This window comes from Lentzea aerocolonigenes (assembly GCF_000955955.1).
GTDB classification, from domain to species: domain Bacteria; phylum Actinomycetota; class Actinomycetes; order Mycobacteriales; family Pseudonocardiaceae; genus Lentzea; species Lentzea aerocolonigenes_A.
In genome coordinates this window covers 1-24,291 of the sequence record NZ_JYJG01000094.1, presented here as the reverse complement: position 1 = coordinate 24,291, position 24,291 = coordinate 1, and the positions used below count along the sequence as shown (strand labels likewise).

Here is a 24,291-nt window from a genome sequence, read left to right as displayed (position 1 = left end):
GGTTCTTGCTGACCCAACAAAGCACTACTAGTGGGCAGCACCGACAGTGCCGCGGCGCTCAGTCGCGGCGCAGGTCGGCGATCTCGGACAGCTGCTCGAAACCCGCTGACCGGTAGGTGGCGACCGCTCCGACGTTCGAGCTCGGCGTGCAGACGAGCGCACTCGACGACCCGAGGTCGCGGAGTGCGGCCGCCGCGGCGAGCGTGATCGCCCTGCCCAAGCCGCGCCCGCGATGATCCCGGTGCACACCCATCGGTTCGAGCAGCCCCGGCTTGCCCGGACCCGCCGACCACACCGTCACCGCGGCCGCCGCGGCGTCCCCGTCGTACGCGACCAGGCTGCGGGCGTCGGCGTACGGGATGCCGCTCGCCATCGTGTGCCAGCGCTCGTCGACGAACGTGGACCTCTCGAACGACGCCCTGATCACCGCCGCGTGCAGGTGTGCCCGGTCCGGGCCGATCACCTCGATCCGCGCACCGGGATCCGGTACCGGCGACGTGAGATCGCGGCGCAGCGGTGTCCAAGGTTCGTCGGTCTGCCAGCCGCGTGAGAACAGCAGCTCCTTGAACCGCGTGCCCACGGGCGAGTCGATGCACACCTTTCCGGCGGGCAGCACGCCCCGTTCCGGATCTGAGACGTCCTCGGCCAGCCGCCGCGCCAGCGATTCGTCCTGCTGAGCGTCCGGCGCGATCGTGCACCGCAACAGGCCGGGGGAGTCCAGCAACCCAACGGCGACAACGCGCCCGTCTCGGCGCCACACTCGCACAGCCGCGGTCAGCGCCTCTTCGCCGAACCGCCAGAACCAGCCCAGATCGCCGGGATGGAGCTGAAACGGAGCCCCCTCGCGTTGCCACTCGCGCAAGGCGTCGACTGCCTCGGGAAGCACGGTCACATCCCCTCGGCCGGCTCCCACAGCTCGATCCGGTTCCCCTCCGGATCGACGCACCACCCGAACCGCCCGAACTCCGAGTCCTCGGTGTCCGGCAGCACCTCGACCCCGCGCGCCTTCAGCTTCGCCATCAGCGACGGCAGGTCGTCGACGCGCAGGTTCAGCATCGCGCGCTGGTGCGGTTCGCCGATGTACTCGGTGTCCTGGGCGAACAACGCCATCGTCGTCGTGCCGGGGTGATCGTTGGTGGCCGTGTCGAGCCAGTGGAAGGTGACGGTGCCCTTTTCGCTCATCGGCACGCCCAGGTTGTCGCGATACCAGGCCGCCAAGCGCACGGGATCCCGTGAACGCAGGAAAACCCCGCCGATGCCAGTCACCCGCGCCACCCGACGGACCCTACTACCGCGTGCCACGATGGGGGAATGGACGCCGTAACGTCTGCACCCGAACCGGTCAACGAGCCAGTGCACACCTACGCTCCCGGCAGCGCCGAACGCGCGAGTCTCGAACGACGTATCGCGCAACTCGAAGGCACCACTCACGAGCTGACGATGACCATCGGCGGTCAGGAACGCATGGGCGGTGGCGAGCGCATCGACGTCGTTCAGCCGCACGATCACCGGCACGTTCTCGGCTTCGCGACGCAGGCCACGAACGCAGACGTCGCGGAAGCCATGCGAGCCGCCCAGCACGCCGCCCCCGGTTGGCAGGAGCTGCCGTTCGACGAACGCGCCGCAGTGCTGCTGAGGGCCGCCGATCTGCTCAGCGGACCGTGGCGCGACACCCTCAACGCCGCCACCATCCTCGGGCAGTCGAAGTCCGTGCAGCAGGCCGAGATCGACGCCGCGTGCGAGCTGATCGACTTCCTGCGGTTCAACGTCCACTTCGGCCGCCGCATCCTCGAGGAGCAGCCGATCAGCAGCCCCGGCGTGTGGAACCGGATGGACCACCGGCCGCTCGACGGGTTCGTCGTGGCGATCACGCCGTTCAACTTCACCGCCATCGCCGGCAACCTGCCGCTCGCGCCCGCGCTGATGGGCAACACCGTGGTGTGGAAGCCGTCGCCGACGCAGCAGCTGGCCGCGCACTTCACCATGCGCCTGCTCGAAGAAGCCGGTCTGCCACCCGGCGTGATCAACCTCGTCACCGGCGACGGCCAGGCGGTGAGCGAGGTGGCGCTGCGCGACAGATTCTTCGCCGGGCTGCACTTCACCGGCTCCACGAAGACGTTCAAGGCGCTGTGGCAGACCATGGCGAGCAACCTCGACAACTACCGCGCCTACCCGCGGATCGTCGGCGAGACCGGCGGCAAGGACTTCGTGATCGCCCACGCGTCCGCCGACCCCAAGGCACTCGTCACCGGACTCGTCCGCGGCGCTTTCGAGTACCAGGGCCAGAAGTGTTCAGCGGCCTCGCGGGCGTACGTCGCGCGGTCCTTGTGGGAAAGCGAAGTCAGAGAACGGCTGCTCGACGTCACGAAGTCGTTGTCCTACGGCGATGTCACGGACCTGTCGGCGTTCGGCGGCGCGGTGATCGACCACCGCGCGTTCGCCAAGCACAAGGACGCGCTGCTGATGGCGTCCGCGTCCACCTCGGTGGAGGTGCTGGCAGGCGGCACGTGCGACGACTCGGTGGGCTACTTCGTCGACCCGACGGTGCTGCTCGGCACCGATCCGCACCACGACATCTTCACGACCGAGTACTTCGGCCCGATCCTCGCCGTGCACGTCTACGAGGACGTGGACTTCCCGAACATCATGGAGACCATCGACAACTCCACGCCGTACGCGTTGACGGGTGCCGTGTTCGCACGTGATCGCACGGCTGTCGCCCAGGCCCACAAGGCGTTGAGGTTCGCGGCGGGCAACTTCTACATCAACGACAAACCGACCGGCGCGGTCGTCGGGCAGCAGCCGTTCGGTGGTTCGCGCGGCTCCGGCACCAACGACAAGGCGGGCTCGATCTACAACCTGCAACGGTGGACGAGCCCGCGCGCCATCAAGGAAACCCTCGTGCCACCGACGGATCACCAGTACCCGCACATGGGTTAGAGCCAGGCCCTGGCGCGGACGACACCGTCCGCGTCAGGCAGCACGGCCATCGGGATCGGGGTCGTCGCGCAGATGCGGCTGCCACAGCGCGAGCCTGTCCACACCGGACTCGACCGCGAACGCCGCTCCAGGTACCGCTCCATCGTCAGCTCGACGCCGTTGAACGACTCGTGAGGCGATACCCGTGGTTCACCAGGCGCTTTCTACACGAGCGAGCGCGGATCGGCCTCCGGTTTCCAGCCCGTCGCCCCGGTCAGCTTCGTGCTCACGACCCGCTGCGACCGCGAGAACACCTCGAACGACGCCGCCAGCTTCCCGAAAGCCCTGGGCAGCCGCGTGATCCCCAGATCCCGCTTCAACACCGGCGACCCGACGTTGTAGATCCCCGCGGGGGCGTCCAGCACCGCAACAGCCGCGGCGGCCGCGTCACCGGGGTGCACGACCGACATCCAGCCGTCGCCGACGAGCACCGGCGGCGCCTTCGCCTCGCCGCCCATCAGCATGCCGATGCGCAGGAACACACCGCCGGGGTGCTTCAGCGCGTTCTCCTGCGCCACCACCGAACTGGCGATGTGCCCGACCGGGTGCAACGGCGCGCTCTCGTCGAGCTCGCGGTCGCCGCCATCCGCGTAGACGAACGAGATGCCCTCCTGCACGAGTCGCGAGACACGAGCGCGCACCGCGGCCTCGGACACCGCGGCGCTGCCATCGATGCGGATCCGGTTGTTCTCGGCCCACGCGCTGGCCAGCACGGCCTTGGCGCTGAGCGGGATGCGGGTCGCGAGGTTGAGGACGGCGTCGTAGCCCGTCATCGCGAGAGCGAGCTGCGCGGCGTCGAACATCGAGGTCCGGTGCCGGTCCAGCACCCCGACCTCGTGGCCGGCCGCGCGCAGCCGCGGCAGCGCTTCCCGTCCCAGCACACCCGACGCACCGATCACGAATACCTTCATGGCCAGTGGACGAGACAGCGCGTCAGGACGTGACAGGCAGTCTTTCCAGCGCCTTGGCCGCGAGACCCTGCGTGACCTGCCCGACCACGTTGGGATCGGGGTTGCGCTGAACCACCTTCAGCCCGATGAGCTGACCGTCCCGCACCTCCACCACGGCATCACACGTCACCGTCCCGGACGCGTCGGCGCAACGGCGGGTCATCGGGTGGGTCTCCACCACCGCGCCATAAGCGTCGGAACCCAGCGAACCCGCTGCGTCCGCGTACTTCTCGGTCCGCAACGACAGACGGACTGTCAACGAGTCGAACGTGTAGTCGCACGCCTGCGAACCCTTGGCGGGCGTGCCGGAGAGGTTGCCCGCGTCGCCGGTCTGCAACAACGTGCAGGCGTCGGTGTCGGAGAACTTCGGCGGCTGCTTCTCGGCAGTGCACGCGGCCAGCAAAGCCAGCGCCAGAACCCCCAGGTACCTGTTCACGCCGGGAAGTGTGCCAGCTCAGTCCGTGTAGTCGTCCAGGCCGGCACGCGACGCCAGCAGCCGCCGCAACGACGTGAGCCGCCCAGGAGCGTCCGGCACCAGCTCGTCCAGCATGCAGCTGGGATCCTCGGGCGCGCCGAGGTGGCCGCAGCCGGGCGGGCACTCCTCCGCCGCCTCGGCGAAGTCCGGGAACGCCTTCACGATGTCGTCCGGCGTGATGTGCGCCAGGCCGAACGAACGGATGCCCGGCGTGTCCACGACCCAGCCGCCCTCGGGCAGCCGCAACGCCACGGCCTGCGTCGAGGTGTGCCGGCCCTTGCCGACGCCGGACACCACGCCCACCGCGCGGTTCGCGTCCGGGACCAGCCGGTTGACCAGAGTGGACTTCCCGACGCCGGAATGGCCGATCAGGCACGACACCGTGTCCGTCAAACGCGCGCGCAACTCCGCCGGCTCCTCGTCGAACCGCGTCACGATCACCGGCACGTCGAGCTCGGTGTACAGCGCCAGCAACGAGTCCGCGGACGCCAGGTCCGACTTCGTCAGGCACAGCACCGGTTCCAGGCCACCGGCATAGGCGGCGACCAGGCACCGGTCGATGAAACCCGTGCGAGGCGGCGGATCCACCAGCGCCACGACCATGATGAGCTGGGAGGCGTTCGCGACGACGACGCGTTCGAACGGGTCGGTGTCGTCCGCGGTCCGGCGCAGCACCGACGTGCGTTCCTCGACGCGCACGATGCGGGCCAGCGTGTCCGGCTGGCCCGACGTGTCCCCGACGATGCCGACCTGGTCGCCCACCACCACCGGCGTGCGGCCCAGTTCGCGCGCACGCATCGCGGTGACGACGGCACCGGACTCCATCGCGCACGTCCAGCGGCCGCGGTCCACGCCGATGACCATCGCGGTCTCGGCGTCGGCGTGTTCCGGCCGTCTCTTGCTGCGCGGCCGCGTCCCCTTGCCGGGGCGCACGCGCACGTCGGACTCGTCGAGCTTGTGCCAGTCCCGCTTGCTCACTTCTACGCGCCCCCGCCGAGCATGGCGTTCCACATCCCGGGGAAGTCGGGGATCGTCTTCGTCGTGCTGCCGATGTCGTCGACCTCGACGCCGGGCACCAGCAGCCCGATGATCGCGCCCGCGGTCGCCATCCGGTGGTCCGCGTAGGCCTTCCACACCCCGCCGTGCAGCGGCACCGGGTTGATGATCAGCCCGTCCTCGGTCTCGGAAGCGTTGCCGCCCAACGCGTTGATCTCGTTGACCAGCGCCGCGATCCGGTCCGTCTCGTGGCCGCGGATGTGCGCGACACCGCGGATGATCGTCTGCCCCTCGGCCAACGCGGCCAACGCGGCCACCGTCGGCGTCAGCTCGCTCTCGTCGCGCAGGTCGATGTCCAGACCGGACAGCTTCGCAGGCCCCTGCACGGTCAAACCGCGCTCTGAGACCGAAACCGTGCAGCCCATGCGCTCCAGAATCCCGCGCACCGAGTCACCGGGTTGCGTGGTCTCCGCCGGCCAGTGCGGAATCGTCACCTCGCCGCCGGTCACCGCGGCCGCCGCCAGGAACACCGTCGCGTTCGACAGGTCCGGCTCCACGTGCCACGTGCGGGCGGCGATCGTGCCGGGCTCGACGTGCCACACGTTCGCGTCGGTCTCCACCCGGACGCCGACCGAGCGCAGCGTCTGGACCGTCATGTCGATGTGCGGCAACGAAGGCACGGGCTTGCCGTCGTGCCGGACCGTCACGCCCTTGTCGTACCGCGCGGCGCTCAGCAGCAGCCCCGAGACGAACTGCGACGAGCCGGACGCGTCGATCGTCACCTCGCCACCGGGCAGCGATCCCGTGCCGTGCAACGTGAACGGCAGTGCGTCGCCGTCGATGTCGGCACCCAGCGACCGCAGCGCACCCAGCACCGTCGCCATCGGCCTCAGCCGCGCGTGCGGGTCGCCGTCGAACCTGATCTCGCCCTCGGCCAGCGCGGCAGCGGGCGGCAGGAACCGCATGACCGTGCCCGCCAGACCGCAGTCGACGTCGGCCGGACCGCGCAGCAGACCGGGCACGACGTCCCAGCCGCCGTCCTCGCGATCGGCGAAGTTCACGCCCAGCGACGACAGCGCGGCAGCCATCAACACGGTGTCCCGGCTGCGCAACGGTGCGTGCACGGTCGACGGCCCGTCGGCCAGCGCCGCGAGCACCAGGACGCGGTTCGTGATCGACTTCGAGCCGGGCACCGGCACCGTCGAGTGGACTGGGCCGGACGCGCTGGGGGCTGACCAGTGCTGAGTCATGCCCCAATGATCCCGCACACGGGTGGGGAGGCGACCGCCAGCCTTCACCGCGTCCTTCGGCGCCCAGCAGGTCGCCTCGCGGCACCGGCCCCGCGCCCCCATATGTCCAATATGAGGGCGCGGGGCCGGCACCGCGATGCAACCGTCTGGACGGCGAAGGACGGGGCAAAGGCTGGCGGTCGCCTCCCCAGGGGCGGCTCGCACAGGTGTTCCCGACGTGCGACGATGACGACTTCGGAGGTGATCGGTTTTGTGTGGTAGGTACGCCTCCACCAAGGACCCGGCGCTGCTGGCGGCCGAGTTCGACGCGGTGGACGGGACCGGCGACGAGGCGCCGGGCGCGGACTACAACATCGCTCCCACCAAGCACGTCATGGCGGTGGTCGAGCGCAAACCGGAGGACGAGGAGCTGGAACGCAGCATCCGCGTCATGCGCTGGGGCTTGGTCCCGCACTGGGCGAAGGACCTGTCCGGCGCGGCCAAGATGATCAACGCGCGGGCCGAGAGCGTGCTGGAGAAGCCCGCGTACAAGCAGTCCGCGATGAAACGCCGCTGCATCATCCCCGCCGCCGGTTGGTACGAATGGCAGCCGGGCGAGGGACGCAAACAGCCGTACTTCATGACTCTTGGCGATGACGTGTCACTGGCGATGGCCGGCATCTGGTCGGTGTGGTGGAAGGACGACGTTCCGACCGTCACGTGCGCGGTGCTGACCACGGAGGCGATCGGCGCGTTGACCGAGGTGCACAACCGCATGCCGTTGTTGCTGCCTCAGGACCGTTGGTCGGCGTGGCTCGACCCGACGTCACAGGACCCGTCCGAACTGCTGGCGCCAGATCCGTCGATCGTCGACGCGTTGGAGCTGCGTCCGGTGTCGACGGAGGTGAACAGTGTGAAGAACAACAACTCGCACTTGATGGACCGCGTCTCGTGACGACGCTGTTGGTGGACACGCCGCACGGCCCCGCGAGGGCCTCACTGCACTGTGCCCACGAACCGCGTGCAGCACTTCTGCTCGGCCACGGCGCCGGTGGTGGCGTCGAGGCCCCGGATCTGGTCGCCGCGTGCCACGCCGCGAACGCCGTCGGCGTGCACGTGGCCCTGATCGAACAGCCCTACCGCGTCGCCGGCCGCCGTGCGCCCGCACCGGCCAACCAGCTCGACACCGCGTGGCTGTCCGTGGTCGACGACCTCGGCGAACGCTGGTTCGACGGCCTGCCCCTGGTGTTCGGGGGCCGGTCGTCGGGTGCGCGGGTGGCCTGCCGGACGTCGATCGAGGGCCAGGCGGTCGCGGTGCTGTGCCTGGCGTTCCCGGTGCACCCGCCGGGCAGGCCGGAGAAGTCCCGGATGGCCGAGCTGGACGGCGTCGAGGTCGCCACGCTGGTCGTGCAGGGCGAGAACGACCCGTTCGGCCAGCCCGCGCGTGCACCCCACCGCGAGGTCGTTCTGCTGAAGGGCGACCACTCGCTGAAGGCGTCCGTCTCGGACGTGGGCCGATCCGTCGGCGAATGGTTGGACCGGGTGCTCAGGCCGTTGGACTAACGCGCCATCCGCGTCCACGTGTGCCGGCGACCCCGCACCGCCACCGAGTACGCGTAGAGCAGCTCGGGATCGCCCATGCCCGGCAGGAAGCAGTCGCCGATGTGGTGCGCGTCGACCCCGATCTCCTTGGCGGTGAGGGCCAGCTGTGGCACGACGTTGGTGTGCGCGCCCTCCTGTGACGTGCCGATCGCGCCCATGACCACGGCACCCCTCTCGTGAACGGCAGCGACGGCTTCGGCCGCGGCTTCGCGAGTGATGCCGGGCAGCGTGCCGGGAATCGGCAGGATGACGCCGTCCGCGCCCGCCTCGACGAGGTTCGCGAGCTTCTGCGCGGTGATCGGCTCGGGGTGCCCGGCGTGGTGCATCTTGCCGACCCACAACGCGGCATCGGTCTTGATCAGCTCGGTCGCGCGAGCCATGCCGTCCAACGAGCCGTCCGTGCTCGGGTTGGCGGTCAGCACGATCAGCGCGGCACCGGAGTCCGCGAGCCGCGCGGCGTTCTCGCGGGTGGCTTTGCGCAGCTCGGGAACGGTTCCGGGTTCCAGGTTGACGCCGATCGGCCGTCCGATTCTGGAGGCGACCGCGGCCAGGCTCGGCAGCTCGCCGAGACCGGGGAAGCGGAACGTCGTGCCGTCCCAGACCCGGTCGATCATGTTCAGCACGACGACGTCGGCACCGAACGCGGCCATCAGCTCGGCGTTGTGCACACCGGTCCGGCCGTCGAACGACAGCGCGGCGCGGTCCGCGAACACCTCCGCGACCATGGTCCTGCCCTCGGACGCGGCGACGGCCCGCGTGAGGTCAGCACCCCTGAGGGCGGCGAGCCCGGTGCGGTCGAGATCGAGGATGCGCATGCCTGCCTCCGCGTGTGGTCTAGACCATGTGGTGGCACTGTACGCAATGAGCTGTGATCGCGCTCATGACCGAATTCGACCGCCGCGACCGTCCCGAACCGCCGATGGACGGCGACGAACTCGCCACCCTGACCGGTTTCCTGGAGTTCCACCGCGCCACCCTCGCGTGGAAGACCGACGGCCTCACCGCGGAGCAGCTCAACCAGACCACCGCGAAGTCGTCGATGACGCTCGGCGGCCTGCTCAAGCACCTCGCGTACGTCGAGCAGCAGTGGTTCCACACGGTCCTGCACGACCGCGAGCCGCTGGAGCCGTGGGCGAGCGTCGACTGGAAGTCCGACAACGACTGGGACTGGCACTCGGCCGCGAACGACACCCCTGAGCAGCTCAAAGCGTTGTGGCAGAGCGATGTCGAGCGCGCCCGCGAGTGCGTCGGGGAAGCCCTCGCTACCGGCGACCTGGGTCAGCTCAGCAAGCGCGCACCGTGGGCGGACGGCAAGAAGGTGAGCCTGCGCTGGATCCTGACCCACATGGTCGAGGAGTACTCCCGCCACAACGGCCACGCCGACCTGCTCCGCGAGGCGATCGACGGCGAGGTCGGCGAATAGTCGAAACGTTTCAACGTTCGGGTGCAACCGACCGCGGATCGCGGGCGTTCCCAGGGATGTAGGGGACCTGCCGGACGAGACGCACTTGGGGAGAAACACTTGAACACCTTTGGCAGGACCGCGGTCGCGCTGGCCGGTGCAGCTCTTGTGACCGTGACGGGAACCGTTGCGGCCCAAGCGGAAACCTCGTGGTGCACCGGCAGTGACCTGGTGATCAGCGCCCACCGCATGAACAAACCGTCGGCGAACGCGACGGCGCACTGGATGAGGTTCGCTCCCGCAGAGGGGGCCTCGTGCAAGATCGGCGGCAGCCTCAGCAACGTGCGCTTCCTCGACGCAGGGGGCCGGGACATGAACATCCCGCTGGCAGGCGGCCAGACCGGGCACTACGTCGAGGTGCCGGTCGGCGGGATCCACGAGGCCGCCGTCTACGTGGGTTCGGAGATCCAGGGTCCGACCGTGACACCGGCGTACATGATGTTCAACCTGCCCGGCCAGAACAGCCTGGGCGATCTGGTGCTGGTCAAGTGGCCGTCCAGCATCGGCACGATCGTCCGGGTGGGAGACCTGACGCCGCCGGTCGGCTAAGCGCTGATCGACGCCACCACTGCCGAAGTCAGCCGAACCAGTTCGGCAGGCGTGATCTCGACTTCGAGCCCACGCCTGCCGGCACTGCAGAACACCGTCTCGAACTCCAGGGCCGACGAGTCGATGACGACCGGCAACCGCTTCTTCTGTCCCAGCGGGGAAATCCCGCCCGCGACGTAGCCCGTCGCGCGTTCCGCGTCGGCGACCACGGCCATCTTCGCCTTCTTGCCCTGGAGAGCAGCCGCCAGACCCTTCAGGTCCAGTTGCGACGTCACCGGGACGACGCCGACCGCGAGCTTGCCGTCCACTTCGGCCACGAGCGTCTTGAAGACGCGGCCGGGCACCAGCCCGAGCGCCTCGGCCGCCTCCAGCCCGTAGGACTCGTGGCGGGGGTCGTGCTCGTACGAGTGCAAGGTGTGCGCCACCCGCTGCTTGTCCAGCAGCGCTGTGGCGGGCGTCCCACGTCCGGCCATGCGGAATTACTACCAGCACCTCTGTTGTTGTGAGGGACGTGGTGACGAACATGCTCGAGCGGCCCCGCGTATTGTCGGTCCCGACCCAGAACCAGTGGGAAGGGAGCGCGGTGCCCGCCACCGGCACGACGGAGACGACGGCGGAGCGAGCCGCGCGGTTCGAGCGCGACGCCATGCCGATGCTCGACCAGCTGTACTCGGCGGCCCTGCGCATGACGCGCAACCCGGCCGATGCCGAGGACCTGGTGCAGGAGACGTTCCTCAAGGCCTACTCGGCGTTCGCGTCCTTCTCGGAGGGCACGAACCTCAAGGCCTGGCTGTACCGGATCCTGACGAACACGTACATCAACGGCTACCGCAAGAAGCAGCGCCAGCCCATCCAGCAGCCGACCGACGAGATCACGGACTGGCAGCTGGCGCAGGCGGAGAGCCACACCTCGTCCGGGCTGCGCAGCGCCGAGGTCGAGGCACTCGACAACCTGCCCGACAGCGACGTCAAGGAAGCATTGCAGCGGTTGCCGGAGGAGTTCCGGATCGCGGTCTACCTCGCCGATGTCGAAGGCTTCGCGTACAAGGAGATCGCAGACATCATGGGCACCCCGATCGGCACGGTGATGTCCCGGTTGCACCGGGGCCGTCGCCAGCTCCGCGACATGCTGGCGGACGTCGCCCGCGAGCGTGGTTTCCTCCGAGGAAGCAACGGAGACGCGTCATGAACTGCGGCGAACCCCACGACACCGACTGCTCAGAGGTGCTGAGCGAGGTCTGGCTGTTCCTGGACCAGGAATGCGACCAGACCCGTCGCCAAGCACTGCAGACGCACCTCGACGAGTGCCATCCGTGCCTGGAGCAGTTCGGGCTGGAGGAGCACCTCAAGGCGCTGCTCGCGCGCAAGTGCGGCGGGGATCTCGCCCCGTCGGACCTGAAGGCGCGCATCCGAGCCACGATCGTGGAGATCCGCACCGAGGGCTGACGCACCTCAGAGAAGACAAAAAGGCCTGGTCACCGTGGTGGTGTCCAGGCCTTTTCGCAGCACTCAGGCGTTGGGGCGCTTGCCTCGGTTGGCGCCGCCCTTTTTGCGGTCGCGGCGCTTGCGAGCACGCTTCGACATGGGTTTCTCCTAGGATCAGACTGCTTCACCGACCATTTTCTCATGGAGGAGTTCTGAGCACGCTCACGGACCTGCTGGCCGAGCACACCAAGCTCTCCGGCGTCGCTGTCGATCACCTGCAGCTGGTGGTCGCGGAGTGGCAACTCCTCTCCGACCTGTCGTTCGCGGACTTCAACATGTGGGTGCCGCAGGACGGCGACAAGTTCCTCTGCGTCGCCCAGGCCCGTCCGACGACGGCGCCGACGGCTCACCCCGAGGACGTGGTCGGCAGCGAGGTGGACTCCGAGGAGCACCCGCAACTGCGCCGGGCGATGGACGAGTCGCGGATCTGCCGCGAGGAGGACCCGCGCTGGCACCTGGGCGTGCCGGTGCGGCGCGAAACCATCCCGGTGCGACTGGGCACCCAGGTCATCGCGGTGCTGAGCCGCAGCACGAACCTGGCCGTCCCGCGCGTGCCGTCGCCGTTGGAGATCTCGTACCTCGGCAGTGCCGCCGACCTGTGTCAGATGATCGCGGACGGCACGTTCCCGGCGCCCGAACCATCTCCGGACGTGCACACCAGCCCGCGCGTCGGCGACGGCCTGATCAGGCTCGACCCGTCCGGCGCGGTGGTTTTCGCGTCGCCGAACGCGCTGTCGGCGTATCACCGCATGGGGCACGCGTCGGATCTCGTCGGCGTGCACCTCGCCCCGTTGACCCGCAGCCTCATCGGCGATCCGTTCGACGCCACCGAGGTCGCTCAACGCATCAGGCTCGCCCTCGAAGGCAAGCCGTCGATGCGCATGGAGGCCGAGTCACGGCGCGGCGCCGCGGTGCTGTTCCGCGCGCTGCCGCTGAGGCCGCGCGGGCAGGCGGCGGGCGCGATCGTGCTGTGCCGGGACGTCACCGAGGTGCGCCGGCGCGACCGTGCGTTGATGTCGAAGGACGCCACGATCCGCGAGATCCACCATCGGGTGAAGAACAACTTGCAGACCGTCGCGGCCCTGCTGAGGCTGCAAAGCCGCAGGTTGAGCAACCCGGAGGCCAAGGAGGCGCTGGCCGAGTCGGTCCGCCGTGTGACTTCCATCGCACTGGTTCACGAGACGTTGTCGATGTCCGTGGACGAGCGAGTCGATCTTGACGACGTGGTCGACAAGGTGATCCCGATGATGAGCGACGTGGCGGTCACCGAGACCCAGGTGAGCGTGCGCCGCGAGGGTGGGTTCGGAGTGGTTCCGGCCGAGATCGCGACCCCGCTGGTGATGGTGCTGACCGAGCTCGTGCAGAACGCGTTCGAGCACGCTTACGCCCCTGGCCAGCGCGGGGAGGTCGTCGTGCACTCCGAGAGGTCCGCCAAATGGCTCGACGTGTCGATCACCGACGACGGCAAGGGGCTTCCGCCCGGTTTCTCCCTGGAGCGGACCGATCGTCTCGGTTTGCAGATCGTTCGGACCCTTGTCGATTCCGAATTGAGAGGCTCGTTGAGCTTGCGGCGCAGGCCTCGAGGCGGTACAGAGGCGGTCCTGCGCGTGCCGCTCAGAGGGCGGCGCTAAACTAACGCCGTGCACACGTGACGACCAGCCTCAGCGGTCTCACGTGGTCATGCGGGAGGGTGTGCAAACAAAGAAAAAGCCCGACACCTGGCACGGTGTCGGGCTTCTTCTTTATGGCTTGTTCGCGGCTAACTGCCTGCTCAGGCGTTGCTGCGGGCCCGCGTGCGGGCGTTGCGGCGCTTGAGAGCGCGACGCTCGTCTTCGCTCATCCCGCCCCAGACGCCGGCGTCCTGGCCGCTCTCGAGCGCCCACGCGAGGCAGTCGGAAACGACGGGGCAGCGACGGCAGACGGTCTTCGCCTCGGCGATCTGAAGCAGCGCGGGACCACTGTTCCCAACGGGGAAGAACAGCTCGGGGTCCTCGTCGCGGCAGATCGCGCGGTGGCGCCAGTCCATTGGAACTACTCCTCAGCGAGTGGGCGCGCACAAGGGCACGCCGGTTGTCAGCGGTCGTTTTGGGGTGCTTGTGAATGCTTTCACGAACGGCTGGGATGTCAAGGGGTTAGCACTGACCCGGTGAGTGAACTCACCCAAAAGATCGACAGCGTTCACCTGGGGTTTCACGCTCTGCTGTCACTCGACTGCAGTACATCCCGGGTGGGTACCGAGACGGTCACGAACCGATCACGGACTGTCAAGTTGCTTATACGGCAACAGTCAACGCGTCGGGGACTGCTCGGAACTCCACTGCAGTCGTCCTGCCGAGGAAATCACCGTCGACCTGGAGGTTGGCGGGCTCCTCGCACTTCACTCTGACATAACCCACGTCGTCACGCCGAACGAGATTCCCGCTCTTCGGATTGCCCGTCGCGAGGATCTGGGCGACGTAGCGCCCGACGGTGGGAACGCGAAGGGTCTTCAGCGCACTCAGGCCGAGTCCGCCGTCGAACGACGTGCTCGGGTTGAGCTGGATCGCCTTGTCGCCGAAGTAGGTCCACGGGTCCGTGTTCGACACGAACACCATGCCGACGTCGTTGAACGGCGCCTCGCCCGGAACCTCGACGGTGAAGTGCTGCGGTTTGCGCACGTTCTGCGCGTAAGCCCTCAGCGCGACGGCGAGATAGAGAGTGGGGCTCGCGTTGCGGCCCTTGGCGCGCTTGCGTTCCACGCCCGCGACGACGTCGGCGTCGAGGCCCATGCCCGCGTTGAAGGTGAACCAGCGGCCCTTGCCGCCCTCGACGACGTCCGCGAAGACCTGACCGAGCCCGATCCGGCGCTTGGTGCCGTGCTCGATCGCCTGCAGCAGGACATGCGTGGCCTCGACGGGGTCGCGCGGAATGCCGAGCGCGCCCGCGAAGACGTTGGCCGAACCGCCGGGCACGACGCCCAGCATCGGCTTGTTCGGGCGGGGGCCGCCGCGCAGGATGCCGTTGACGACCTCGTTCACCGTGCCGTCGCCGCCGTGGGCGATGACCAGGTCGAACCCGTCCTCCGCCGCCTTGCTCGCAGCGTCTGCGGCATGGCCTCGGTAGGAGGTCTCGACGATCTCCAGCTTCACGTCGCTCGCGAGCGCGTGCGCCAATACGTCACGGCCCGCCGGCGTTGTTGTAGTCGCCTGCGGGTTCACCACGAGAAGAGCGCGCACTACTTGAGAGTAAGACAGTGCGTGACCGTCAGCCGCGCGCATGTCCTCCCTAAGGGTGGCTCCAGCCTCACGAAAGTGGCCCAAATCTCCCTTCCGCTAGCTCCGCGTGCGCCTCGCAGACGAGTGCACCCCGGACGACCGCCGGCTCGCTGAAGGCCCCTTGATCTTCCATCGCCGGACGTGCTCGGCGAGACCTCCGACCGGGTGGCCTACGATCCGTGACCAGTACAGAACGTGAGGAAAGGTCTCCCGTGACCACTGCACCGCCTTCGGTCCGCGCCGCCGCCGCGCTCACTTTTCTGCAGGGCCTGGGCGGTATCGCGCTGGCCGTCGCGCTCGTCGTACGGGTGATCCAGGGCGCGGCTTCCGGTGGCCCGATCCTCGGTGCGGCCGGCGTGCTCGTGCTGTGGTTCGGCGGGGTGATCTTCGCGTCGGTGATGTTGTTCCGCGGCCACCACGGCGCGCGCACGCCCGTGATCGTCACGCAGCTGCTGCTGCTCGGCTGTGCTTGGTACGCGTACGGGCCGTCGGAGCAACAGTTGCTCGGCTCGCTGGGCGGCATCTTCTGCGTCGTGGTGCTCGTGCTGCTGTTCACGCGCGACGGTCGCCAGTGGGCGATGGGTCTGGAAGATGTGAACGAAGGTGACAAAGCCGACTAACGGAGGGTGGTCACGGTCACACGACCGGGTGAAGCTGTGCGTGGTTGCTTAACCACTCCCTGCACTCACGAGGTGACCAACCATGCGTGTTCTGACCGCGATCGCGGGCGCTTTCCTGGCAGCGCTCACCCTCGCCCCCGTCGCTTCTGCCGCTCCGGACGAGCCGGACATGTCGCCGATGATCATCGGCGGCGGCAACGCGTCGAACTTCCCCTACGCGGCCCGTTTGTTCGTGAACGGCCGTGAGAACTGCTCCGCGACGAAGATCGCACCTCAGTGGATCCTGACCGCTGAGCACTGCGTGGCCTCGTCCGGCACGTACACGTTCCGCGTCGGCAGCCTGGACCAGACGTCCGGCGGCCAGTTCGTGACCGGCACCCAGATCATCAAGCACCCGTCCGTCGACCTGGCCCTGGTCAAGGTCAACACGACGTTGAACACGCCGTTCTCCCCGCTCGGCACGACGTCGGACGTGGCGGTCGGCCAGAACGCCAAGCTCTACGGCTGGGGCGCCACCTGCACCAACCAGCCGGAGATCAACTGCCAGTCGCGGTACCTGAAGGTCGCGAACACCCGCGTCACGTCCGTCAACGGCCAGGACTACCGCGGCGGCCGCGCGGTGTCCGTCACGCGCGTCGACGGCATCGCGGCGGGCGGTGACTCCGGCGGCCCGATGTTCAGCGCGAACGGCAAGCAGGTCGGCGTCGCCTCCACCTCGGACCGCTCGACCCGCTCCAACTACACCCACGTCGGCGCCTACCGCTCCTGGATCCGCCAGTACGCGGGCGTCTGACCTGTTTGACCAGCGGTAACCCTGCGATGGCCCTCGGCTCCGGCCGGGGGCCATCACCCTGCGTGTTCACGAATGGTGGATGGACACGAACGGAGTAGCCAGTTACCGTGCTGCCAGCGTTCGCGCCGCTCGGGAGCAGGGTGAGGTGCGCAGTGCAGGACGGCCCGCAGCGGGTGACGACAAACGGCGATTCCGAACGCCCAAATGTGGCCCGCCTCTTCGACTACTACCTCGGCGGCGCGCACAACTTCGCGGTCGACCGCGCCATGGCCGAGGAAAGCATCCGTCGCTTCCCGGTAGCCGAAATGGCCCGCACGATCCGCTCCTTCTCCCGCCGAGTGGTGCGCCTCTGCGTCGAGGAGATGGGCATCCGCCAGTTCCTCGACCTCGGCAGCGGCATCCCGACCGCGGGCAACGTGCACGAGGTGGCCCAGTCGCTTGATCCGTCCTGCAACGTCGTCTACGTGGACCACGACCCGGTGGCCGTGGCCCACTCCCGCACCATGCTGCGCGACAACCTGAGCGCCGCCATCGTGCAAGCCGACATGTGTGACGTGGGCGCGGTGTTGCGACACCCCGAGACGCGCCGCCTGATCGACTTCACCAAGCCGACCGCCGTGCTGATGGTGGGCATCCTCCCTTACGTGCGGTCCGAGCCCGCCGGCGTCGTGGCCCGCTACCGCGCGGCCCTGTGCCCCGGCAGCGTGCTCGCTCTGACCCACCTGACCCGTGACGTCGAGCCCGGCCTGGTGGACCAGCTCGTCGACATGGTGGACGGGATGGAGTCCGAGCTCGTGCCGCGGTCCAAGCAGGACGTGGAGGAGTTCCTGTGCGGGCTGCAGCTGCTGGAGCCCGGGCTGGTGCTCGCGGCGCATTGGAGGGCGGACGGCGAGCTGCCCGGCACCTCTGCCGCGGCTGACGCTTCTACTTATGGCGCGGTTGGGGTCGTTTCGGGCTGACGAGCAGGTATCGCTCGTCGCTGATCTCGCGTCCCCACAATGCCGGATCCCGTAGCTGAGTCACCTCGGCGTCACTGCGGACGGCCCGGACGAGCGCCTCGCACTCGGCCGCCTTGAGGCCTGAACCCGTCGACCAGTGGCCTTCCACCAGGACGAGGCTTCCGGTGGGCTTCAGCAGCCTCACCCAGGCCTTGAGCGCGGCTGCGGGGTCCGGCAACGCCCACAGCACGTGCCGCGCCAGCACCACGTCGGCCGATGCTGGTGCGTAAGGAGGTTCGGCCGCGTCACCCTGCACGAACTCGGCCGCCACCCCGGCTGCCGAGGCCTTCGCGGTGGCGGCGGCGACCATGCGCTCGGCGAGGTCGACGCCCCTGACGTGGTGTCCGGCCTCGGCCAGCAGCACCGAGAGACTTCCGGTGCCACAACCGAGGTCGACGACCTCCGACGAGTCCGATGGCATCAGCGGCAGCAACAACTGCGCCCATGCTGCTCGCACGCCCGCCTCTCGCAGACCGTGGTCCGGTTCTTCGTCGAAGGTCGCCGCCTGCTCGTCCCAGAAGGTCGTCACGCCTTCCTGTCTAGCTGGTCTTGGCTCGCAGTGCCTGGCCCGACGTCGTGGTGCTGTTCGTGACCGACGTGCCGCTGCTCTTCCGCCACTGCAGGTCGTTCGCCCCGGTGCTGCGCTCGACCTTGACGCCGTTCAAAGACACGCCGGTGACGCTGTCCGTCGTGATCGCCGGCCGCCCGTCGTTCTTGTCGAACTCGATCGTGCTGTTCAGGAACTTCACGTCAGCGGCGTTGCGAATCCAGAACCCGAACGCCGGCCGCACCCCGAAGATCCGCGGCGGGTACTCGCCGGACACCTCGGGCGGGTTCTTCCCGGCGTCGCCCTCGCCGTGACCGCCCGGAACGGAGAGCCGCACGTTGTCGAAAGTCAGACCGGTGATCTTCGAGTCGGAGCGGCCGGAGATCGTCGACGCGTACTCCGGGTCGCCCGGGATGTCGCGCGGGGCGGTCAGGTTCGTGCCGGTGATGTTGCGGTAGGTGATGTTGCGGATCTTGCCGGTGGGCGGCGATCCGGGGCAGCGGCCGCGCTTGCCGATGTGGATGAAGATCGGCGAGGCGGTCTTGGTGAGCTGGATGTTGTCGTACAGCACGTCTTCGATGACCGCGCCGTCCATCGACACCATGCCGAGGCCCGCCTTCGAGGCGCCGGTGACCTTGAGGTTGCGGAACTGGATGTTCTTGAAGCTGCCGCAGGTCTCCGAGCCGAACTGGATGGCGTTGTTCTCGGTCGACTGGATCGTGGAGTCGCGGACGACGTTGTTCTCGCTCAGAAAGGTCTTGCCAGTGGCGAAGTCGGACTTGAACGCAACGGCGTCATCGCTGGCCACGACAACAGAGTTCGAGAGCTCGACGTTGGAGCTGTTGATGAAGTTGATGCCGTCGCGGTCGTCCGGGGAGTCGACGGTGATGCGGTCGAGCTTCATCCCGTTGCAGCCGTTGGTGATGATGGCGAAGTGGCCGGCCTCGCGGAACGTCACGTCGGTGATGTTGACGTTCTTGCAGAACTTGAGCGAGAGCATCTTGTCGCCCTTGCCCGCCGGGATGTTCTCGCCGGTCTCGAGCTTGTTGGCGCCGTCGATCACGCCGCGGCCGGTGAAGTTGACGTTCTCGACGTTCTCGCCCCACAGCAGCGCGTTGCGGAAGTGGCTGTGGCCGAAGTCCTGGTACTTGGAGTTCGGGTTGGACTCCGGTGCGTCGATGCCGCTGCCGGACGCCACGATTCGGGCGCCCTGCTGGATGTTGATGGTGACGTTGCTCTTGAGGTGGATCGAGCGCGACAGGTACGTGCCGGGCGGGATCTCGACGACTCCGCCGACCGCCGACGACGCCGCGGCGATCGCCTTGTCGATGGCGACCGAGTCGATCGCCTTGCCGTCGCCCTTCGCGCCGTAGTCCTTCACGTTGAAGCTGGCCGCGTTCGCCACGCCCACCGGTGCCACGACCACCGCTAGCGCGACGAACGCGCCGGTCAGTCGACGCCTCATCGTTGAGAGGTCCTTCCTCGTCCTGCGTCGAGGGCGGCGGCAGCTCGGCGTCTGAAACGTTCTGAAAACGATTTCATTTTCGACCATAGTGAAGGCCGGGCCTGAAGTACAGGGGTGACTTCGGACCCGGCCTGGTTCAAGCGGGGATCAGCCCCGGTAGGCGCCCTGCTGGCCCACCAGCGCGGCCGGGCCGCGGTACTGCGCGCCACCGAATGCGAGGATCGCGTAGCCGATGATGCTGAACAGCCACAGGCCGACGACGCCGAACACGGAGTCCTTGCCGAAGGACTTCGAGATGTCCATGGAGACGATCAGCGCGATGATGACGTTGACGATCGGGATCAGCATCAGGATGATCCACCAGCCCGGACGGCCCGCGACCTTCAGCCACACGTAGATGTTGTAGAACGGGATGATCGCCGCCCAGCCCGGCTGACCCGCCTTGGCGAAGGTCTTCCAGAAGACCACGACGCCGAAGACGATGAAGGCCAGGTAGATGATCGTGCCGACGATGCCGATGCCTGCGGCGGCGGACGGGTCGATGTCGGTAGTCGGGTCAGTGCCCACGGTCTTTCCTCTTTCCACGCTTACTTTTGGTGCCGGGGGATCGGCGAGCGGGGACGCTGCCAGGACCGTGGACCTGTCCTGTGTGGAATACCCGTTTCGTGAGCCTTTCGAGACCTTCCGTCAACCTTCAGAGTGCAGAACCGAGCTTCTGGAGCGCTTCTTCGGCCACTCGCATCACAGTCCACTCGTCCATTGGGACGGCGCCCAGCGACTTGTAGAAGCCGATCGAAGGCTCGTTCCAGTTGAGGACCCACCACTGCAGCCGCGTGTAGCCCTTGTCGACGCACTCCTGGGCGAGGGTTTCGAGGAGCTTCTTGCCCAGTCCGTTGCCGCGCTGGTCCGGCGTGACGTAGAGGTCCTCGAGGTAGATGCCGTGCACGCCGTCCCAGGTCGAGAAGTTCAGGAACCACAAGGCGATTCCGACGACCTGACCGTCCACTTCGGCCACATGGCCGAACAGCGCGGGACTTTCGCCGAACAGTGCGACGTGCAGCTGTTCCGACGTGAGGTGGCACTGCTCCGGCGCCCGTTCGTACAGCGCCAGCTCGTGCACCAGCTGGACCACCGCGTCGACGTCACGCGGTTCTACCCGTCGGATCATCAGATCTCCCATGCCGGAACGTTGAGCCTGCGCACCTGCGGGTCGCCCCGCTCGTCGCCCAGCTGGCAGATGCCGGCCGGGTCGAGTCCGAAGTGGACACCCTGGTCGGGCGCGAGGCCCAGCCACGCCGCGATCAGCACGCGGCTGAAGTGCCCGTGGCCCACCAGCACCACGTCGCCGCCTGGCAGGATCTTGCGCACCTCGCCGAGCACCTTGCGGGCCCTGTCCTGCACCTCGGCGTGCGTCTCGCCGTTCGGCATCGGGTGCGTCCACACCGTCCACCCCGGCACGCGCTCGCGGATCTGCGGCGTCGTGATGCCCTCGTAGTCGCCGTAGTCCCACTCGGCGAGGTCCTCGGTGGTCGCGTTCACCTCCAGGCCGGCGAGCTCCGCCGTTCTGGTCGCGCGTTGCTGCGGGCTCGTCAGCACGAGCGCTGGGGCCTGGTCCGTTCCCCTCAGCCGGGCGAGCGTGGCGCCCGCGCGGCGTGCCTGCTGCTCGCCCTCGGGCGTCAGCTCTATGTCAGTGCGTCCCGTGTGCCTGCCGCTCTCGGACCACTCGGTCTGGCCGTGCCGCAGCAGGTAGAGGTGGGTGCTCACATGTTCGATCCTAGGGAGTGACGGGGAGCACGTTTGGGGGAGTCCACTTCAGAGGTACCCCGCTCGCCATGACCGCCGAGCACCCCGACAACGGCGCACCTGACGAGGTGGACGCCCAGGAGATCCGCGAGAACTTCGGGGTCCGCGTCGCGCGCATCCGGGCTGAGCTGACCTCCACGTGGAACAAACTGCGCCAGAACGAGCGGGACACCGACACCAGAGACGAGTGATATTTCCTTCCCCCGGAAAAGTGCGGTCCAATTGAGGGAAATCGCCCGTCGTTGCGCTGAACGGCGTAATACGCAGGTCGGGTTGTCGTTTTAATTGGCAGATTGACGGCAGAACTGCATGCCGTGTGCTGGGCGGCATCGATAGAACTGAGTGGTATTTCTCTTTTCGAGGGGACTCCACTCATGCGCCGAATAGTCGCGCTTCTGATACCCGCTGTGCTGGCCGCGGTCGTACCCGCGCTGCCGGCCGCGGCCGCACCGGAACCACCGTCGACGCCGGGGTGGGCTGTCGCGGGCAACACCAGGTGGACCGCTCCCACGCCGATGCCGGTGTTGGACGCCGGTGTCGAGTTCTGGGAGGGCGACCGGCTCCTCGGCACAGCCCAGGAGTCGGTCAACCTGCGCACGTTCACGCTCACGGCTCAGCTCGAGAACCCAGCCGCGCTGCAGGTGCGGTCGGCGGGCAAGCGGCTGGACGTGACGCCACCGCCGTCGGCATCGCTGTCCGTGCCGGAGCTGCCCCCGTTGTTGCCGGAGGCGGGGGTCGATCCCGGCAAGCCGGGGAAGTACGCCACCACCAAGGGCGAGTACGCGCTCGACCCGATCAAGCTGCCCGGCTACGCGGCGCCGATCGAGATGGACGCCGTCGTCGTCGCGCCCAAGGGGGCGTCCGGCAAGCGGCCGCTGGTGCTGTTCCTGCACGGAAGGCACTACACCTGCTACAGCAAGACGAACCCGAACCGGATCACCCTGGAGTGGCCGTGCTCCACCGGTCTGACCGCCGTGCCGAGTCACCGCGGTTACCTCAAGGCCCAGGAACTGCTGGCCTCACAGGGATATGTGACCGTGTCGATCTCGGCCAACGGCATCAACGCACAGGACGCGCTGGCCGCCGACGCGGGTGCGCAGGGGCGCTCGTCGTTGGTGCGCACGCATCTGGCGAACTGGGCCGACTGGTCGGCCGGTCGCGGCAACGCGCCTGACATCGTCAAGTCCGCGCCCGCTGACATGTCGAAGGTGTTGCTGGTCGGGCACTCGCGCGGTGGCGAGGGCGTCAACCGCGCCGCGACCGACAGCATCAACCCGCCGCCCGGCGACACCGGCTTCAGCGGTCCGGTGCGCTGGCACATCCGCGGCAACGTGCTGATCGGCCCCACCATCTTCGGCCACAACCCGCAGCCCGACGTGCCGTCCGTGACGTTCCTGCCGGGTTGCGACGGCGACGTCTCCGACCTGCAGGGCCAGATGTTCGTCGACCAGACCCGCGGCGTTTCGCGCGGCGCCGCGCTGCACAGCGCGCTGTACGTCGTCGGCGCGAACCACAACTACTTCAACAGCGAGTGGACCCCCGGCCAGGCCGAGGCGCCGGCGGCCGACGACTTCTGGCCGGGCCAGCAGCCCGACCCCGTGTGCGCTCCTGGTGCTCCTACGCGTTTGACCGCAGACCAGCAGCAGGCTGCGGGCTCCACTTACATCGCGGCGTCGGCGCACCTGTTCCTCGCCCGTGACGAGTCGGTGCTGCCGCTGCTCGACGGCTCGGGCGTCCGCGCCCCGTCCGCCGACCCGGCCCGCGTCCTCTCGCACGCCGTCGGTGGCGACCGCAAGCCGTTCGTCGTGCCGGACACTCTTGGTGCCGCTTCCGGCAGCGCAAGGGTTTGCAGCCAGGTGACCGCGGATCCCGCTGCTTCGTGCGGTTCCCGCTCGCCGCACCTCGTCCGCTTCCGCTTCGCCTCTTCTCAGCCCGAACGCCAGTCCGTCGCTCTCAAGTGGACTACCGCGGGCCAGGCAGGTGTCGTTGCGCTGGCCAAACCTGTGTCGCTGCACGGTTCCCACTCGCTGGCGTTGCGTGTGGCCGTCCCGCCGAACGCCCCGGCCACCCGCTTCGGCGTCGCCGTGACCGACCAAAGTGGACGATCATACTCGCTCGGCACGGTGTCGGTGACCGGGCTTCCGGGCACCGAACGCCTGAGTGCGTTGTGGGCACAGGAAGTTCGCGTTCCGCTGCCGTCCGGGATGAGCCAGCTCGCGTCGCTCGAGCTCGTGCCAGAATCGGGTGCGGGCGAGGCGCTGCTGATCGATGCCCACGGCTACCGCAAGGGCCTCGTCCCGGTCGTGCCCGCTCGACTCGGCCGCGTCGACGCGGCCGTGACGTCGGTTCTGGAGGGCGACTCCGGCACGGTGACGCACAACGTCGCCGTGACCGCCACGGGCAACGGCACGCGCACGGTCCGCCTGTTCTACCGCGACCCGGCGTCCAACACCTCGGTCACCAAGCTCGTGACGCTCAAGCCGGGCGAGCACCAGACCGAGGTCCCCATCACCTACACCGCCAACACCAGGTGGAGCGCCGACACCCAGTACCCCATCGGCGTCGTGGCGCTCAACAACGCCGTGGTGGGCGCCGCGTTCGGCGGCCTGCTGGTGCGCAACGACGACCCGGCCCCTCGCCTGACCGTGTCCCCGGTAGCCGACAGCGTTGCCGAAGGCGGCATGTTGCGCTGGAAGCTGACCCTCTCGGAAGCCGCCGACTCGAGCTTCGTGCTGATCGGCCGGCCACAGGCGCCTGCTTCGGGTGCGGAACTGTCCACAACGGACGTCAACGCCCAGTGGCTGCTCAACAACTCGGGCGAGGAACCGTTGCCGTCGCGGCCGTTGTCGTCGACCGGACTGCAGCTGTGGACGTTCATCCCGCCGGGTCAGACGTCGCTGGAGGTCGGCGTGCCGACCATCGCCGACACCGAGGCCGAAGGTGAGGAGCAGGTGCGGCTGAAGTTCGAGGGCCGCTCGCCCACGGGGACGGACTTCGAGGTGACCGGCAAGGTCGCCGGCGCCTAGTACCGAGCCTTTTCCATCCTGTTTGCGTTGGTCTGCGAGTGTTCCGCCGCAGACGGTG

General features: G+C 68.4%; 30 protein-coding genes. 13 read left to right on the top strand and 17 right to left on the bottom strand.

Annotated features, from left to right (window positions below; all coding sequences use genetic code 11):
- Positions 1-58: 58 nt before the first annotated feature.
- Both UK23_RS15410 and UK23_RS15405 read right to left on the bottom strand, forming a co-directional pair.
- Complete coding sequence (locus UK23_RS15410; protein ID WP_231114515.1) at positions 59-886, bottom strand: GNAT family N-acetyltransferase; 828 nt, start codon at positions 884-886, stop codon at positions 59-61.
- A gap of 2 nt (positions 887-888) precedes the next feature.
- Positions 889-1,275: a VOC family protein gene (locus tag UK23_RS15405; RefSeq protein WP_045312197.1), complete on the bottom strand. Its 387-nt coding sequence runs from the start codon at positions 1,273-1,275 to the stop codon at positions 889-891.
- Positions 1,276-1,311: 36 nt separating this feature from the next.
- Between UK23_RS15405 and pruA the strand changes: the two genes are divergently transcribed.
- A complete protein-coding gene (gene pruA, locus UK23_RS15400) occupies positions 1,312-2,940 on the top strand; it encodes an L-glutamate gamma-semialdehyde dehydrogenase (protein ID WP_045312196.1) in 1,629 nt (542 codons plus the stop codon).
- Here pruA and UK23_RS51545 read toward each other — a convergent pair.
- The 5 genes from UK23_RS51545 to aroA are packed head-to-tail and all read right to left on the bottom strand — an operon-like array spanning position 2,937 to position 6,650.
- The gene (locus UK23_RS51545) at positions 2,937-3,083 is read right to left on the bottom strand and encodes a hypothetical protein (RefSeq protein ID WP_156213124.1); all 147 of its coding nucleotides are present in this window, start codon (positions 3,081-3,083) and stop codon (positions 2,937-2,939) included. The genes pruA and UK23_RS51545 overlap by 4 nt on opposite strands.
- A 60-nt stretch (positions 3,084-3,143) precedes the next feature.
- Positions 3,144-3,890 (bottom strand): NAD-dependent epimerase/dehydratase family protein, encoded by a 747-nt coding sequence (locus UK23_RS15395; protein ID WP_045312195.1) that lies wholly within the window; start codon positions 3,888-3,890, stop codon positions 3,144-3,146.
- Between the two features lie 22 nt (positions 3,891-3,912).
- Positions 3,913-4,365: a hypothetical protein gene (locus UK23_RS15390; RefSeq protein WP_045312194.1), complete on the bottom strand. Its 453-nt coding sequence runs from the start codon at positions 4,363-4,365 to the stop codon at positions 3,913-3,915.
- Positions 4,366-4,383: 18 nt separating this feature from the next.
- Positions 4,384-5,382, bottom strand: coding sequence for a ribosome small subunit-dependent GTPase A (gene rsgA, locus UK23_RS15385; protein WP_045312193.1), 999 nt, complete (start codon positions 5,380-5,382; stop codon positions 4,384-4,386).
- Between the two features lie 2 nt (positions 5,383-5,384).
- Positions 5,385-6,650: a 3-phosphoshikimate 1-carboxyvinyltransferase gene (aroA, locus tag UK23_RS15380; RefSeq protein ID WP_045312192.1), complete on the bottom strand. Its 1,266-nt coding sequence runs from the start codon at positions 6,648-6,650 to the stop codon at positions 5,385-5,387.
- Positions 6,651-6,900: 250 nt separating this feature from the next.
- Between aroA and UK23_RS15375 the strand changes: the two genes are divergently transcribed.
- Complete coding sequence (locus UK23_RS15375; RefSeq protein ID WP_045312191.1) at positions 6,901-7,584, top strand: SOS response-associated peptidase; 684 nt, start codon at positions 6,901-6,903, stop codon at positions 7,582-7,584.
- Positions 7,581-8,192, top strand: coding sequence for an alpha/beta family hydrolase (locus UK23_RS15370; protein WP_045312190.1), 612 nt, complete (start codon positions 7,581-7,583; stop codon positions 8,190-8,192). Before UK23_RS15375 ends, UK23_RS15370 begins: the two co-directional genes overlap by 4 nt.
- On the opposite strand, the gene UK23_RS15365 is transcribed toward UK23_RS15370, so the two are convergent.
- The gene (locus tag UK23_RS15365; protein ID WP_045312189.1) at positions 8,189-9,046 is read right to left on the bottom strand and encodes a hypothetical protein; all 858 of its coding nucleotides are present in this window, start codon (positions 9,044-9,046) and stop codon (positions 8,189-8,191) included. The two genes, UK23_RS15370 and UK23_RS15365, sit on opposite strands and share 4 nt — an antisense overlap.
- 65 nt (positions 9,047-9,111) lie before the next feature.
- Here UK23_RS15365 and UK23_RS15360 point away from each other — a divergent pair, with 65 nt between their 5' ends.
- Together UK23_RS15360 and UK23_RS15355 are read left to right on the top strand one after the other, a co-directional pair.
- The gene (locus UK23_RS15360) at positions 9,112-9,654 is read left to right on the top strand and encodes a DinB family protein (RefSeq protein ID WP_045312203.1); all 543 of its coding nucleotides are present in this window, start codon (positions 9,112-9,114) and stop codon (positions 9,652-9,654) included.
- Between the two features lie 99 nt (positions 9,655-9,753).
- Positions 9,754-10,242, top strand: coding sequence for a hypothetical protein (locus UK23_RS15355; RefSeq protein WP_156213123.1), 489 nt, complete (start codon positions 9,754-9,756; stop codon positions 10,240-10,242).
- Here the strand turns inward: UK23_RS15355 and ybaK are convergent.
- Positions 10,239-10,715, bottom strand: a complete 477-nt coding sequence (gene ybaK, locus UK23_RS15350; RefSeq protein WP_045312187.1) for a Cys-tRNA(Pro) deacylase — start codon at positions 10,713-10,715, stop codon at positions 10,239-10,241. The genes UK23_RS15355 and ybaK overlap by 4 nt on opposite strands.
- Before the next feature lie 50 nt (positions 10,716-10,765).
- Between ybaK and UK23_RS15345 the strand changes: the two genes are divergently transcribed.
- Positions 10,766-11,431: a sigma-70 family RNA polymerase sigma factor gene (locus tag UK23_RS15345; protein ID WP_231114514.1), complete on the top strand. Its 666-nt coding sequence runs from the start codon at positions 10,766-10,768 to the stop codon at positions 11,429-11,431.
- Complete coding sequence (gene rsrA / locus UK23_RS15340) at positions 11,428-11,688, top strand: mycothiol system anti-sigma-R factor (RefSeq protein ID WP_045312186.1); 261 nt, start codon at positions 11,428-11,430, stop codon at positions 11,686-11,688. The genes UK23_RS15345 and rsrA overlap by 4 nt, the downstream gene beginning before the upstream one ends.
- A 63-nt stretch (positions 11,689-11,751) precedes the next feature.
- Here the strand turns inward: rsrA and UK23_RS55000 are convergent, their stop codons facing one another.
- Positions 11,752-11,826 (bottom strand): 50S ribosomal protein bL37, encoded by a 75-nt coding sequence (locus UK23_RS55000; protein WP_369809028.1) that lies wholly within the window; start codon positions 11,824-11,826, stop codon positions 11,752-11,754.
- A 53-nt stretch (positions 11,827-11,879) separates the two neighbouring features.
- On the opposite strand from UK23_RS55000, the gene UK23_RS15335 reads away from it, so the two are divergent.
- Complete coding sequence (locus UK23_RS15335) at positions 11,880-13,358, top strand: sensor histidine kinase (protein WP_045312201.1); 1,479 nt, start codon at positions 11,880-11,882, stop codon at positions 13,356-13,358.
- A gap of 140 nt (positions 13,359-13,498) precedes the next feature.
- Here the strand turns inward: UK23_RS15335 and UK23_RS15330 are convergent, their stop codons facing one another.
- Both UK23_RS15330 and UK23_RS15325 read right to left on the bottom strand, forming a co-directional pair.
- Positions 13,499-13,753, bottom strand: a complete 255-nt coding sequence (locus UK23_RS15330; RefSeq protein WP_015104912.1) for a WhiB family transcriptional regulator — start codon at positions 13,751-13,753, stop codon at positions 13,499-13,501.
- Positions 13,754-14,000: 247 nt separating this feature from the next.
- On the bottom strand, positions 14,001-14,942 hold the full coding sequence (locus UK23_RS15325; RefSeq protein ID WP_045312185.1) for a diacylglycerol/lipid kinase family protein: 942 nt from the start codon (positions 14,940-14,942) through the stop codon (positions 14,001-14,003).
- Positions 14,943-15,193: 251 nt separating this feature from the next.
- On the opposite strand from UK23_RS15325, the gene UK23_RS15320 reads away from it, so the two are divergent.
- From UK23_RS15320 to UK23_RS15310, 3 genes are all read left to right on the top strand, one after another.
- Positions 15,194-15,601: a hypothetical protein gene (locus tag UK23_RS15320; RefSeq protein WP_045312184.1), complete on the top strand. Its 408-nt coding sequence runs from the start codon at positions 15,194-15,196 to the stop codon at positions 15,599-15,601.
- 82 nt (positions 15,602-15,683) lie between these two features.
- Positions 15,684-16,394, top strand: a complete 711-nt coding sequence (locus UK23_RS15315; protein WP_045312183.1) for a S1 family peptidase — start codon at positions 15,684-15,686, stop codon at positions 16,392-16,394.
- Between the two features lie 140 nt (positions 16,395-16,534).
- A complete protein-coding gene (locus UK23_RS15310) occupies positions 16,535-17,353 on the top strand; it encodes an SAM-dependent methyltransferase (RefSeq protein WP_052684688.1) in 819 nt (272 codons plus the stop codon).
- On the opposite strand, the gene UK23_RS15305 is transcribed toward UK23_RS15310, so the two are convergent.
- The 5 genes from UK23_RS15305 to UK23_RS15285 all read right to left on the bottom strand — a co-directional run bounded on the left by UK23_RS15305 (position 17,319) and on the right by UK23_RS15285 (position 21,168).
- The gene (locus tag UK23_RS15305; RefSeq protein ID WP_045312182.1) at positions 17,319-17,921 is read right to left on the bottom strand and encodes a class I SAM-dependent methyltransferase; all 603 of its coding nucleotides are present in this window, start codon (positions 17,919-17,921) and stop codon (positions 17,319-17,321) included. The two genes, UK23_RS15310 and UK23_RS15305, sit on opposite strands and share 35 nt — an antisense overlap.
- 10 nt (positions 17,922-17,931) lie before the next feature.
- Entirely contained in the window at positions 17,932-19,404 is a 1,473-nt protein-coding gene (locus tag UK23_RS15300) for a glycoside hydrolase family 28 protein (RefSeq protein ID WP_045312181.1), read from the bottom strand.
- A gap of 147 nt (positions 19,405-19,551) precedes the next feature.
- Positions 19,552-19,971, bottom strand: coding sequence for a DUF5684 domain-containing protein (locus tag UK23_RS15295; protein WP_196777746.1), 420 nt, complete (start codon positions 19,969-19,971; stop codon positions 19,552-19,554).
- A gap of 127 nt (positions 19,972-20,098) precedes the next feature.
- The gene (locus UK23_RS15290; protein ID WP_045312180.1) at positions 20,099-20,584 is read right to left on the bottom strand and encodes a GNAT family N-acetyltransferase; all 486 of its coding nucleotides are present in this window, start codon (positions 20,582-20,584) and stop codon (positions 20,099-20,101) included.
- Positions 20,572-21,168 carry a histidine phosphatase family protein gene (locus UK23_RS15285; RefSeq protein ID WP_045312179.1) on the bottom strand — a complete coding sequence of 199 codons (597 nt, stop codon included), beginning with the start codon at positions 21,166-21,168 and terminating at the stop codon, positions 20,572-20,574. Before UK23_RS15285 ends, UK23_RS15290 begins: the two co-directional genes overlap by 13 nt.
- 68 nt (positions 21,169-21,236) lie before the next feature.
- Here UK23_RS15285 and UK23_RS51540 point away from each other — a divergent pair, with 68 nt between their 5' ends.
- Both UK23_RS51540 and UK23_RS15280 read left to right on the top strand, forming a co-directional pair.
- On the top strand, positions 21,237-21,398 hold the full coding sequence (locus UK23_RS51540; RefSeq protein WP_156213122.1) for a hypothetical protein: 162 nt from the start codon (positions 21,237-21,239) through the stop codon (positions 21,396-21,398).
- A gap of 183 nt (positions 21,399-21,581) precedes the next feature.
- Positions 21,582-24,233, top strand: a complete 2,652-nt coding sequence (locus UK23_RS15280; protein WP_045312178.1) for an alpha/beta hydrolase family protein — start codon at positions 21,582-21,584, stop codon at positions 24,231-24,233.
- Positions 24,234-24,291: the final 58 nt, after the last annotated feature.

What these genes read in the sequence shown, in the direction of transcription:
- pruA (WP_045312196.1), top strand. Translation starts at nt 1,312, where the DNA reads ATGGACGCCGTAACGTCTGCACCCGAACCGGTCAACGAGCCAGTGCAC.
- UK23_RS51545 (WP_156213124.1), bottom strand. Translation starts at nt 3,083, where the DNA reads ATGGAGCGGTACCTGGAGCGGCGTTCGCGGTCGAGTCCGGTGTGGACA.
- UK23_RS15395 (WP_045312195.1), bottom strand. Translation starts at nt 3,890, where the DNA reads ATGAAGGTATTCGTGATCGGTGCGTCGGGTGTGCTGGGACGGGAAGCG.
- aroA (WP_045312192.1), bottom strand. Translation starts at nt 6,650, where the DNA reads ATGACTCAGCACTGGTCAGCCCCCAGCGCGTCCGGCCCAGTCCACTCG.
- UK23_RS15365 (WP_045312189.1), bottom strand. Translation starts at nt 9,046, where the DNA reads ATGCGCATCCTCGATCTCGACCGCACCGGGCTCGCCGCCCTCAGGGGT.
- UK23_RS15360 (WP_045312203.1), top strand. Translation starts at nt 9,112, where the DNA reads ATGACCGAATTCGACCGCCGCGACCGTCCCGAACCGCCGATGGACGGC.
- ybaK (WP_045312187.1), bottom strand. Translation starts at nt 10,715, where the DNA reads ATGGCCGGACGTGGGACGCCCGCCACAGCGCTGCTGGACAAGCAGCGG.
- UK23_RS15345 (WP_231114514.1), top strand. Translation starts at nt 10,766, where the DNA reads ATGCTCGAGCGGCCCCGCGTATTGTCGGTCCCGACCCAGAACCAGTGG.
- rsrA (WP_045312186.1), top strand. Translation starts at nt 11,428, where the DNA reads ATGAACTGCGGCGAACCCCACGACACCGACTGCTCAGAGGTGCTGAGC.
- UK23_RS15330 (WP_015104912.1), bottom strand. Translation starts at nt 13,753, where the DNA reads ATGGACTGGCGCCACCGCGCGATCTGCCGCGACGAGGACCCCGAGCTG.
- UK23_RS15315 (WP_045312183.1), top strand. Translation starts at nt 15,684, where the DNA reads ATGCGTGTTCTGACCGCGATCGCGGGCGCTTTCCTGGCAGCGCTCACC.
- UK23_RS15300 (WP_045312181.1), bottom strand. Translation starts at nt 19,404, where the DNA reads ATGAGGCGTCGACTGACCGGCGCGTTCGTCGCGCTAGCGGTGGTCGTG.
- UK23_RS15290 (WP_045312180.1), bottom strand. Translation starts at nt 20,584, where the DNA reads ATGGGAGATCTGATGATCCGACGGGTAGAACCGCGTGACGTCGACGCG.
- UK23_RS51540 (WP_156213122.1), top strand. Translation starts at nt 21,237, where the DNA reads ATGACCGCCGAGCACCCCGACAACGGCGCACCTGACGAGGTGGACGCC.
- UK23_RS15280 (WP_045312178.1), top strand. Translation starts at nt 21,582, where the DNA reads ATGCGCCGAATAGTCGCGCTTCTGATACCCGCTGTGCTGGCCGCGGTC.